This window comes from Ruminiclostridium josui JCM 17888 (assembly GCF_000526495.1).
GTDB lineage: Bacteria > Bacillota > Clostridia > Acetivibrionales > DSM-1351 > Ruminiclostridium > Ruminiclostridium josui.
In genome coordinates, this window is sequence record NZ_JAGE01000002.1 from 183849 (window position 1) to 195631 (window position 11783).

Annotated in this window: 13 protein-coding genes; all 13 read left to right on the top strand. The window is 36.0% G+C overall.

Features of this window, described 5'->3' with window-relative positions:
* The first annotated feature begins 35 nt into the window (after window positions 1-35).
* The 13 genes from K412_RS0117420 to K412_RS0117480 all read left to right on the top strand — a co-directional run bounded on the left by K412_RS0117420 (window position 36) and on the right by K412_RS0117480 (window position 11675).
* Window positions 36-905, top strand: coding sequence for a DUF7847 domain-containing protein (locus tag K412_RS0117420; RefSeq protein WP_024834266.1), 870 nt, complete (start codon window positions 36-38; stop codon window positions 903-905).
* Window positions 906-1100: 195 nt separating this feature from the next.
* Window positions 1101-2147, top strand: a complete 1047-nt coding sequence (gene hrcA, locus K412_RS0117425) for a heat-inducible transcriptional repressor HrcA (RefSeq protein ID WP_024834267.1) — start codon at window positions 1101-1103, stop codon at window positions 2145-2147.
* A gap of 27 nt (window positions 2148-2174) precedes the next feature.
* Window positions 2175-2771, top strand: coding sequence for a nucleotide exchange factor GrpE (gene grpE, locus K412_RS0117430; RefSeq protein WP_024834268.1), 597 nt, complete (start codon window positions 2175-2177; stop codon window positions 2769-2771).
* A gap of 54 nt (window positions 2772-2825) precedes the next feature.
* Window positions 2826-4670 carry a molecular chaperone DnaK gene (gene dnaK / locus K412_RS0117435; protein ID WP_024834269.1) on the top strand — a complete coding sequence of 615 codons (1845 nt, stop codon included), beginning with the start codon at window positions 2826-2828 and terminating at the stop codon, window positions 4668-4670.
* Window positions 4671-4815: 145 nt separating this feature from the next.
* The gene (gene dnaJ, locus K412_RS0117440; protein ID WP_024834270.1) at window positions 4816-5955 is read left to right on the top strand and encodes a molecular chaperone DnaJ; all 1140 of its coding nucleotides are present in this window, start codon (window positions 4816-4818) and stop codon (window positions 5953-5955) included.
* Between the two features lie 38 nt (window positions 5956-5993).
* Window positions 5994-6944, top strand: coding sequence for a 50S ribosomal protein L11 methyltransferase (gene prmA / locus K412_RS0117445; RefSeq protein WP_024834271.1), 951 nt, complete (start codon window positions 5994-5996; stop codon window positions 6942-6944).
* A complete protein-coding gene (locus tag K412_RS0117450; RefSeq protein ID WP_024834272.1) occupies window positions 6926-7678 on the top strand; it encodes a 16S rRNA (uracil(1498)-N(3))-methyltransferase in 753 nt (250 codons plus the stop codon). Before prmA ends, K412_RS0117450 begins: the two co-directional genes overlap by 19 nt.
* The gene (locus tag K412_RS0117455) at window positions 7665-8036 is read left to right on the top strand and encodes a response regulator (RefSeq protein ID WP_024834273.1); all 372 of its coding nucleotides are present in this window, start codon (window positions 7665-7667) and stop codon (window positions 8034-8036) included. Before K412_RS0117450 ends, K412_RS0117455 begins: the two co-directional genes overlap by 14 nt.
* A gap of 218 nt (window positions 8037-8254) precedes the next feature.
* The gene (locus K412_RS0117460; protein WP_024834274.1) at window positions 8255-9136 is read left to right on the top strand and encodes a YicC/YloC family endoribonuclease; all 882 of its coding nucleotides are present in this window, start codon (window positions 8255-8257) and stop codon (window positions 9134-9136) included.
* Window positions 9137-9152: 16 nt separating this feature from the next.
* Complete coding sequence (gene remA, locus K412_RS0117465) at window positions 9153-9431, top strand: extracellular matrix/biofilm regulator RemA (protein ID WP_024834275.1); 279 nt, start codon at window positions 9153-9155, stop codon at window positions 9429-9431.
* A 9-nt stretch (window positions 9432-9440) separates the two neighbouring features.
* A complete protein-coding gene (gene gmk / locus K412_RS0117470) occupies window positions 9441-10046 on the top strand; it encodes a guanylate kinase (protein ID WP_024834276.1) in 606 nt (201 codons plus the stop codon).
* 20 nt (window positions 10047-10066) lie between these two features.
* Window positions 10067-10273: a DNA-directed RNA polymerase subunit omega gene (rpoZ, locus tag K412_RS0117475; protein WP_024834277.1), complete on the top strand. Its 207-nt coding sequence runs from the start codon at window positions 10067-10069 to the stop codon at window positions 10271-10273.
* 13 nt (window positions 10274-10286) lie between these two features.
* Window positions 10287-11675 (top strand): glycine--tRNA ligase, encoded by a 1389-nt coding sequence (locus K412_RS0117480; protein ID WP_024834278.1) that lies wholly within the window; start codon window positions 10287-10289, stop codon window positions 11673-11675.
* The last annotated feature ends 108 nt before the right edge of the window (window positions 11676-11783 follow it).

Sequence of the window (11783 nt, forward strand, 5' to 3'; positions counted from 1 at the left end):
TGAGCAAATATATATACTAATTTGGGAGGTTAACTATGAGATACCTTGAAAATGCATTTAAGTTTACATTTAAGAACTTTATAATTACGATTCCACTGCTAATAGCTATGGCAATACCGAGTATGATAATGGGCGTGGGTTCCTTAGGATTTTTATTTAATTTTAAGAATTTTGAGCGGATAATTGAACAGATGATGGACAGTAGCGGGTCATTTATACCAACCTATGATATTATCCTTAGCTTGTATGGGCCTACAATGATTATTAGTATGATAATATCATCGGTTTTGACTCTGATTTTATCTATTCTGGTTTATCCAGCAACATACGGAATGATAAATAAAAAGTATGAGACAGGTACGTCAACTCTTAGTGATATGACATCTTCCATGACAAGGTATATAGGAAGATTTGTGCTCTACGGATTATTAAAAATTGCCATCTGGATAGGATTGGTAATTGCTTATATAATACTTATTGCAATCGGTGTGGCAGTAATAGCAGCGGTTTCAAATGTTGCAGGTATATTATTGATAGTACTGTTTACTTTGGCTTTCATAGTTGCTTGTATAGCGTTGACAGTATATACTTCACTATGGTTTACATCAGTTTGTGTGGAGGATACTGATGTATTGACAGGGCTGAAAAATTCATTCCGTTATGTATCAGGCAATTTTTGGACAATATTAGGTATCAGTATTCTTATATCTATATTTGGAATAATAGCCGGGTCAATAGTAGGATTGGTAGTAGGATGGATTCCTATTATTGGAGGAGCTGTATCCTCCATAATATCATATCTTGCCGAATTTATTACAATTGTATTTTTATTTGAAATATACCGTGAAAAATCAGGAAAGTATGCTTGTGTAGAATATTACAAGGAAATGAACGGCGGAGTTTAAAATAACTACTATTTGAAATACTAAGAAAGACCTTGTATCGGAATTTATTATATTTCTGTGCAGGGTCTTTTAGTTTTTAATAATTTATTACCGTATATTACAAGAAAAATACTTGACAAACAAATATGCTAATGTTATTTTTAGTATATAATTAGCACTCAACATTAAAGAGTGCTAACAAGAGGGGTGATTATAATGCTACTTGACGATAGAAAATTGAAAATACTGCAAGCAATCATAGATGATTATATATACTCTGCTGAACCTGTAGGTTCTAGAACTATTGCCAAGAAGCATGAACTTGGTTTAAGTTCAGCTACAATTAGAAATGAGATGGCTGATCTGGAAGAAATGGGACTTTTGGAACAGCCGTATACATCAGCAGGAAGAGTTCCTTCCGACAAAGGGTACAGGCTTTACGTAGATCAGTTGATGAAGATAAATGAATTATCCGAAAGTGAAATAGAGAAAATACGGAATGAAATGAATATTCGGATAAATGAACTTAGCCAGCTTATTAGGACTGCATCGGCGGTTATGTCCAAGTTTACAAAATATACTTCTATGGCGATAACCCCTCATATGAAACAGAGCGTTTTAAAAGCTGTTCAGGTAGTACCTATAGAGCCTGGAAAAGCATTGGTGATTATTGTAACAGATTCTAATATTGTGAGAAATAATCTCATCAGGATACCAGAAAGCGTTACACCTGATTTCTTGATTCAGATTTCAAATATGCTTAACGACCAGTTAAGAGGCTTTACTTTGGAAATGCTAAAATCGGACATATTAAATGAGAAGTTCGAGAAACTGAGTGCGCTGCCTTATGGATTAATTAAGCCTATTCTCGACGGAATTGAGGATTTAATTAGAACAATTGATAAGCCGGAAGTATATTTAGAAGGAGCAACAAATATTCTGAATTTTCCCGAGTTTAAGGAAGTTGATAAGGCCAAGGAGTTTTTGAATATACTGGATGAAAAGAATTTTGTATCTGACCTTCTTACAAGTAATTCAAATAAAAATAATGAGATAATTATTCACATAGGAAATGAGAATGCTGTAGAAGGTATAAAGGATTGTAGTTTGGTTACTGCATCCTATAGTGTAGGTAATCGTGTAATAGGAACCATAGGCATTATTGGACCAACCAGAATGGAGTATTCAAAGGTTGTGGCATCAATGAATTATATAAGGAATAAAATCAATCAGGAGATTCTTAAACTCTTGGATAATGGATAGTATAAATAAGGAGGTAGTATTCAGATAATGAAAAAAGAAAAACATCCTAAGGATGAAAATGAAAACACTAAGGAAATGAATTCTGAAGAAATCAACAAAGGAGAAGAAAATCAGGAAGCATCGAAGACTTCTGATGTGAATGGTGATGAAGCAGTAAATGCGGAAATTCAGGATTTAAAAGCAAAGTTGGAAGAAAAGGCGAAGCAATGTGAAGATTTAAAAAATATGGTTCAGCGTACAGCAGCAGAGTTTGACAACTATAAAAAAAGAACAATCAAGGAAAAGGAAGCTCTTAGCCTTGATATAGCAATAGACACTGTAAATACCTTCCTTCCGGTAGTAGATAACTTGGAAAGAGCTTTAAAAGCCGCAGAAAACACTGAAAGCAATCCATTGAAGGAAGGCGTTGAAATGGTTATGAGACAGTTGAAGGATTGTCTCGACAAATTAGGTGTAGAAGCAATAGAAGCAGTTAATAATCCTTTTGACCCTGAATTACACAATGCCGTTATGCATGAAACCAATGACGAAATTGGTGAGAACATTGTGGTAGAAGAATTTCAAAAAGGTTATACAATGAAGGGAAAAGTAATCAGACATAGTATGGTAAAGGTAGTAAACTAACACAGTAGTTTAAAATAAAAAAGATTATCAAATATATTAAGGAGGATATTATTTATGTCGAAAGTAATTGGTATAGATTTAGGTACCACAAATTCATGTGTAGCAGTTATGGAAGGCGGTGAGCCTGTCGTTATTGCAAATCCGGAAGGAAATAGAACTACCCCTTCTGTTGTTGCATTTTCAAAAACCGGTGAACGTATGATAGGACAGGTTGCAAAAAGACAAGCTATCACTAATCCGGAAAGAACAATTATTTCAATAAAGAGAGATATGGGAACCGACCGTAAGGTTAATATAGATGATAAGAAATATTCACCACAGGAAATATCTTCAATGATTCTTCAAAAGCTTAAGTCTGATGCAGAAGCATATCTTGGTGAAACAGTAACTCAGGCGGTAATTACCGTTCCTGCTTACTTTAGTGATGCTCAGAGACAAGCAACAAAGGATGCCGGTAAAATTGCTGGATTGGAAGTTCTCAGAATTATAAACGAGCCTACGGCAGCAGCATTGGCATACGGCCTTGACAAAGAGCATGACCAGAAAATAATGGTTTATGACTTAGGTGGAGGAACATTCGACGTATCCATACTTGAAATCGGTGACGGTGTATTTGAAGTTCTTGCAACAAACGGTAACAACAAACTTGGCGGAGATGACTTTGACCAAAGAATAATTGATTTCCTTGTTGATACATTTAAAAAAGAAAGCGGAATAGATCTTAAAAACGACAAGATGGCAATGCAGAGATTGAAGGAAGCGGCTGAAAAGGCAAAAATAGAACTTTCCGGTGTGACTTCATCAAATATAAACCTACCATTTATTACTGCTGATGCATCTGGACCAAAACACCTTGATGTAACACTTACAAGAGCAAAATTTGATGAAATAACAGCTGATTTAGTTGAAAATACAATGGGACCAACAAGACAGGCTATGCAGGATGCAGGGCTTACACCAGACAAGATAGACAAAATTCTGTTAGTTGGTGGTTCCACAAGAATTCCTGCAGTTCAGGAAGCAGTTAAAAAATACTTAGGAAAAGAGCCTTTCAAGGGAATTAATCCAGATGAATGTGTTGCTGTTGGTGCAGCAATTCAGGCGGGTGTATTGACAGGTGATGTAACTGGACTTCTTCTTCTTGACGTTACACCGTTATCACTGGGACTTGAAACACTTGGCGGAGTATTCACAAAACTTATTGAAAGAAATACAACTATTCCTACCAAGAAGAGTCAGGTATTCTCCACAGCAGCAGACGGACAGACAAGTGTTGAGATACATGTATTGCAGGGCGAAAGAGAAATGGCTCAATACAACAAGTCTCTTGGAAGATTCCAACTTACAGGTATTCCATCAGCACCAAGAGGTGTACCACAAATAGAAGTTACTTTTGATATAGATGCAAATGGTATAGTTCATGTATCCGCAAAAGACCTTGGAACAGGTAATGAGCAGAATATAACAATAACTGCGTCAACTAATCTGTCTGATGAAGATATAGATAAGGCTGTAAAAGAAGCAGAAAAATATGCGGCTGAAGACAAAAAGCGTAAAGAAGAAATCGATATTAGAAATAATGCAGATTCCTTGGTTTATCAGTCAGAGAAGTCATTAAAAGATCTTGGAGATAAAGTATCTGCTGATGACAAGTCAAAGATTGAAAGCGGAGTAAACAAGGTAAAGGATGCCCTTAAAGGTACTGATGTCGAAGCAATAAAGAAAGCTACCGAAGAATTGCAGCAGTCATTCTATGAAATATCATCAAAAATATATCAACAGACACAAGGAGCACAGGCAGACCCTGGAGCAGCCGGCTTTGGAGGACAACAGGGAGCAGCTGGACAGGATGACAATGTTGTTGATGCAGACTATAAAGTAGTTGACGAGGATAAATAAATATATAATAATGTATAGGGGCTTAAAAGCCCCTATAGCATTAACAGCATAAGGTTTTTATTAAAAACGCCAAAGCTTACATAATACAGCTCTGGCTTATTTTAGGTTGCTGGTTTGCTGTGTAATGAGACAGGAGTTGAATTCGATGGCAGAAAAGAGAGATTATTACGAGGTATTAGGCGTTGATAGGAACGCTAGTGATGCTGAACTAAAAAAAGCATATAGAAATCTTGCGAAAAAGTACCATCCGGACGTCAATCCAGGAGATAAGGCTGCAGAAGCGAAGTTCAAAGAGGTAAATGAGGCCTATGAGGTTCTTAGTGATTCTCAGAAAAGGAGCAGGTATGACCAGTTCGGTCATGCGGGAACAGACCCTAACGGATTTGGTGGTGCAGGAGGCTTCTCTTCAGATTTTGACTTTGGTGGAATAGGAGATATATTTGAAACTTTCTTTGGAGGCTCAGGCTTTGGAGGAAGAAGTAGAACAAGAAGAGGCCCTCAGAAGGGTGCAGACATTAAATATTCTATGGAAATCAGCTTTGAAGAAGCTGCATTTGGTATTGAACGAGAAATAAATGTTAGCAAAATGGAAGTATGCTCCAAATGTTCCGGTTCAGGGGCCAAACCAGGAAGTAATGTAACAACCTGCAGCCGCTGTAACGGAACAGGACAGATTCAAATAAAGCAAAGCACCCCATTCGGACAATTTATAAACACCAAAACATGTGATGCATGTAAAGGTGAAGGAAAGATTATTACAGAGCCTTGTCCTGCATGTAACGGAAAAGGTAGACTCAGAAGTACAAAAAAAATAAAAATAGATATTCCTGCGGGAATAGATGACGGTCAGACCATTTCATTAAGAGGTGGTGGGGATCCGGGAGTAAAAGGAGGTCCAAACGGAGATTTGTATGTAAATATCCATGTAAAACCTCACCCGCTATTTTCCAGACAGGGAAATAATGTTATATGTGATGTACCTATTACATTTACACAAGCAGCATTAGGTGCTGAATTAGAAGTACCTACTCTTGACGGAAAAGTAAAATATACTGTACCTGAAGGAACTCAAACCGGTGCTGTTTTCAGATTAAAGGGCAAAGGAATCCCTTATTTGAGAGGAAATGGTCGTGGAGACCAGTATGTTAAGGTAAATATTGAAGTTCCGAAAAAACTCAATGACAAACAAAAAGCATTGCTGAGGGAATTTGCTGAAATCAGCGGCGATGAATCCCACGAGCAGAGAAAAGGCTTTTTTGACAAAATGAAGGATGCATTTAAATAATTAAGAATTTTACTGCTCATGGAGGCAAAAGTAAATATATGAAATGGTATGAAATACGGATAAGTACTACTGATGAAGCAAGTGATGCGGTTTCCGAAATGCTTACGACAATGGGAGCTGGTGGCGTAGCTATCAAAGACCCTTTTGACATAAAAAAAGAGATATTAAAGCCAAATACTCTGGACTATGCTGATGATGATTTTCTTGAATCATTAGGAGAGGATGTTATTATACAAGCATATTTCCAGAGCGGAAATAATATAGACGAGCTATTGAAGGAAATAAATGACGGCTTGGGAAATATATCCCAATTTTTAAGTATTGGAAAAGGTATAGAGGGATACGGCGAAGTAGATGATGAGGATTGGTCTACAGCTTGGAAAAAGTATTATAAGCCCCTTCAGCTTACAGAAAGAATAGTAATAAAGCCAACATGGGAGGATTACAGTCCCAAAGGTGATGAAATAATAATACAAATGGACCCAGGAATGGCCTTTGGAACAGGTACTCACGAAACCACACAAATGTGCTCTGTGTTGCTTGATAAGTATATGAGAGATGATACAGAGGTTCTTGATATTGGTTGTGGAACAGGTATTCTTTCAATAATAGCAGCGAAGCTGGGTGCAAAAAAAGTTGAAGCTATTGATATAGATGAAGTTGCAGTGAAAGTTGCAAAGGAAAATATCGAGCTAAATCGGGAAATATCAAAAGTATCTGCACATAAGGCTATATTGTCTGATTTAAAGCAGGAAGAACATAAATACGATATAATTGTAGCTAATATAATAGCTAATGTAATTATTGACTTGTCTTCGCTTATACCTTATTATTTAAAAAAGGAATCTTTGATTATTACTTCGGGTATTATTAAAGAAAGGAAACAGGAAGTAATAGACGCATGCGAAAAAAACGGGATGTCACTAATAGAAACTCTTGAAATGGGAGAATGGGTGGCAATGGTGTTTAAATGTCAAGATACTTTGTAGAAGAAGCACAAATAGCTAACGGAAGAATTAACATAATAGGTGAAGACTTTCAGCATTTAAAAAAAGTGTTAAGGGCCCAGATAAAGGATGAAGTAATTGTATGCTGTGGAGGATTTGACTACACAGCTGAAATAGAAAAAATAAATGATAGTTCAATTATATGTGTAATAACGGATATAAATAAAAATTTTACTGAATCACCTTTAAAAGTTACTTTGTACCAGGGATTACCGAAGTCGGACAAGATGGAGTTAATTATACAGAAATGTGTAGAACTTGGAGTTTGGGAAATAGTTCCGGTAATCACAGAACGTTGTGTTTCGAGGATAAATACTGATAAAGATGCAAAAAATAAGCTTGCGAGATGGCAAAAGATAGCAAGAGAGGCATCAAAACAGTGCAATAGGGGAATAATTCCCAATATTCTGTACCCTGTATCTTTTAAAGAAGCCGTTGAAATGGCATCTAAAGCTGAACTGGCAGTTATTCCTTATGAGAAGGAAAGTGCAGTTGGACTTAAAAATATTGTATCCCGGTATCAAGGAATTACCAGTGGAAGTATTATCATTGGTCCTGAAGGAGGGTTTGAAGAAAAAGAAGTCCAAATGGCAGAAGACAGAGGGGTTAAGAAGATATCTCTGGGGCCAAGAATCCTACGCACGGAAACTGCCGGAATGGTAGCTTTATCACTTTTGATGTATGAATTAGGAGATGTGTCTAATGGGAGAACTTAAATTTGTTGTTGTTGATGATGCAGTGTTTATGAGAACATTAATTAAGAGAATGATTGAAGAAAATTCAAACTATCACGTTGTAGGTGAAGGAGCAAATGGCCGTGAAGCTATTGAACAAGCAAAGCGTAATCAACCTGATATAATGACTCTTGATATTACAATGCCAGAGATGGATGGAATTATGGCAATAAAGGGAATATTGGAAGTAAGCCCAGCTACCAAGATAATAATGGTTTCTGCAATGGGACAGCAGGCTATGGTAATAGATGCAATTAAAATGGGAGCTAAAGATTTTATTGTTAAACCCTTTGATAAAACCAGGGTTCAACAGGCAATAGAAAATGTTTTAAATCTCTGATAATATGTCTATTATATAAATGGGGGATAATTCCTCCATTTTATTTTTTATAGGGAATAGTGCAACAAATTAAAAACATTAGTAAATTGAAGAAAATTGATAAAAATATATGAAAAGTAGTAATTTATCCTTTAAATTCTGCAAATATGTGTTATAATACTAAGCGGGATTAATAGTATATTTTGGGTTAAATTTTATCCCAGTAACCGGAGGCATATATGGTTAGAAGTATGACAGGTTTCGGTAGAGGAACCTTTAGTGATAATGGCAAAGAATTTACGGTAGAAATAAAAACTGTAAATCACCGCTATATAGATTTTTATATAAAAATACCGAGACAGATTGGTTATCTTGAGGAAAGAGTCAGAGAAGTAGCTTCTAAAAGTCTTTTTCGCGGTAAAGTTGATATATTTATATCATTTGAAGATCGTTCCGACAATTCCAGAAGTGTGACACTTGATGAGCCATTAGCAAGTGCTTACATACAGGCAGTTGAAAAGCTCAAAGAAAAATATAGCTTGAAGGATGACTTGAGTGTATCGCTTATTTCACGTTTCCCGGATGTTTTAAGAATAGAGAAAAATGAAGATGATGAAGAACATTTGTGGTCTGTTCTTAAAAGAGCATTGGACTTGGCAATAGATTCGCTTCTCCAAATGAGAGAAAAAGAGGGAAATGAATTAAGAAACAGCCTGCTTCAGAAAGCCGATTATATGGAAACCATTATATCAGATATTTCTCAAAGAAGTCCCCAGGTTGTCACTGAATATAAGCAAAAGCTTGAATATAGGATAAAAGAATTATTAAATCAGCAAACTATTGATGAAAACAGGATTGCAATGGAAGTAGCAATATTTGCTGACAGGTGCGGCATAGATGAGGAATTGGTAAGACTGGGAAGTCATTTAACACAGTTAAGAGATATATTAAACATAAAGAAACAGCCTATTGGAAGAAAACTTGATTTTTTGGTTCAGGAAATAAACAGGGAAATAAATACAATCGGCTCAAAATCAAATGACATAATTATTACAAAAAATGTTCTGGAACTAAAAAGTGAAGCAGAAAAAATAAGAGAACAAATTCAGAATATGGAATAGATATCAGGAGGAGTGTATGAAGCTTATAAATATTGGCTTTGGGAATATTGTTTCCGCTAACAGACTCGTGGCAATTGTAAGTCCGGAATCAGCACCGATTAAAAGAATTATTCAGGAAGCAAGGGACAGAGGTATGTTGATTGATGCAACATACGGAAGAAGAACAAGAGCAGTAATAATTACTGACAGCGACCATATAATTTTATCAGCTGTACAGCCAGAAACAGTAGCCCACAGATTAAATACCAAGGACAACGATGACAGTGAAGCTGATGAAGATTCAGTTACTGAATAGGAGGAAATCATGCAACAAAAAGGCCTATTAGTTGTAGTGTCCGGACCTTCAGGAACAGGAAAGGGTACGGTATGCAAAAAGTTGTTGTCCCAAAGGAATAATGTAAGATATTCTGTATCAGCTACTACAAGAAAGCCACGTGAAGGTGAAATTGAGGGTCAGAGCTATTTCTTTGTTTCAGAAAGCAAATTTTTGGATATGATAAAGAATGATGCTCTCATTGAGTGGGATAAGTACTGCGACAATTACTATGGTACACCAAAGTCATATGTTGATTCTTGTGTGGAAAACGGTATGGACATAATATTGGAAATAACCGTGGAAGGGGCTCTTGAAATAAAGCAAAAGTACCCTGATTCCGTACTTATATTTATTCTGCCGCCATCCTTTGAAGAATTAAGAAGGAGAATAGAGTGCAGAGCTACAGAGTGTACTGATGTTATAGAAAAAAGATTGCAAAAGGCTGTCAGTGAAATTAAATATGTATCAAAATATGATTATTTAATTTTAAATGACAGTGTTGATGAAGCTGTTTTAAATATAGAAAAGGTTCTAGATAGCGAGCGGTTAAAGCCGTTCAGAAATACTGAATTGATAGAGAATTTATTCAAGTAATACGGGAGGTACTATATAGTATGATTTATCCTTCAATCAATGAATTGATGAAAAAAGTAGACAGCAGGTACACTTTAGCAGTTGAAGCTGCAAAAAGAGCAAGACAATTAGTAGACGGAGCAACTAAAATGACTAAGTTTAACTCCGATAAAGAAGTTACAATTGCTATACATGAAATAGCAGAGGATAAGATAACATATGTTAGAACAAAGAGCGGGATAAAATAGGGGGGGTTGTAAAGTGGCAACTGAAAAGACAATGGAAAAAATAGTTGCATTAGCTAAAAACAGAGGTTTTGTTTACCCTGGTTCCGATATATACGGAGGACTGGCAAATGCATGGGACTACGGTCCTCTTGGAGTAGAGCTTAAAAATAACGTAAAAAAAGCTTGGTGGCGTAAATTTATACAGGAAAGTCCGTACAATGTAGGAGTTGACTGTGCGATACTTATGAATCCTCAAGTATGGGTGGCTTCAGGTCATGTAGGTGGTTTCAGCGATCCTTTGATTGACTGTAAGGATTGTAAAACACGTCATAGAGCAGATAAGCTTATTGAAGACTGGAATGCAGAAAATAATATTGAATTCAAAGTTGATGGTCTTAAAAATGAAGAGTTAATGCAATACATAAAGGATAAAGGTGTAAAATGTCCTGAATGTGGTTCTACAAACTTCACTGAAATCAGAAAGTTTAACCTTATGTTTAAGACTTTCCAAGGTGTTACTGAAGACTCAAAAGCTGAAATATATTTGAGACCAGAAACTGCACAAGGTATTTTTGTTAATTTCAAGAATGTACAGCGTACAACCAGAAAGAAAATACCTTTTGGTATAGGACAGATAGGTAAATCCTTTAGAAATGAAATAACACCTGGTAATTTTACATTCAGAACCAGAGAATTTGAACAGATGGAACTTGAATTCTTCTGTGAACCTGGAAAAGACCTTGAATGGTTTAAATACTGGAAGGATTTTTGTTATAACTGGCTTTTAAGCTTGAATATGACAAAGGAAAACCTAAAGCTTCGTGACCACGAAAAGGAAGAACTTTCACACTACAGTAATGCAACTACTGATATTGAGTTCCTTTTCCCATTTGGTTGGGGAGAACTTTGGGGAATTGCGGACAGAACTGATTTTGACTTAAAACAGCACATGATTCATGCAAAAGATGACTTGTCATACTTTGATCCTACTACAAATGAGAAGTATGTTCCATATTGTATAGAGCCATCTTTGGGTGCTGATAGAGTTACTTTGGCTTTCCTTTGTGATGCTTATACCGAAGAAGAAGTTGCAGAGGGTGACGTAAGAACTGTTTTGAAGTTCCATCCAGCTCTAGCACCTGTAAAGATAGCTGTTCTTCCGCTCTCAAAGAAATTAGGCGAAGAAGCAGAGAAGATTTACCATATGTTAACTAAGACATATAATTGTGAATATGATGAAACAGGAAGCATAGGTAAGAGATACAGAAGACAGGATGAAATAGGAACACCATATTGTATCACATTTGACTTTGATTCACTTGAAGACAAGAGTGTTACTATAAGAGACAGAGATACAATGCAGCAGGTTAGAATTAAAATTGAAGATCTTCCAGCATATTTTGAAAATAAATTTGAATTTTAATAACTGAAATGTGCAAAAAAACAGGCATTTTACAATGCCTGTTTTTTATGACTCTAAATTATCCCCAAATGTTGGAAGACTTATTATGGGTAATAAATATTTTACATA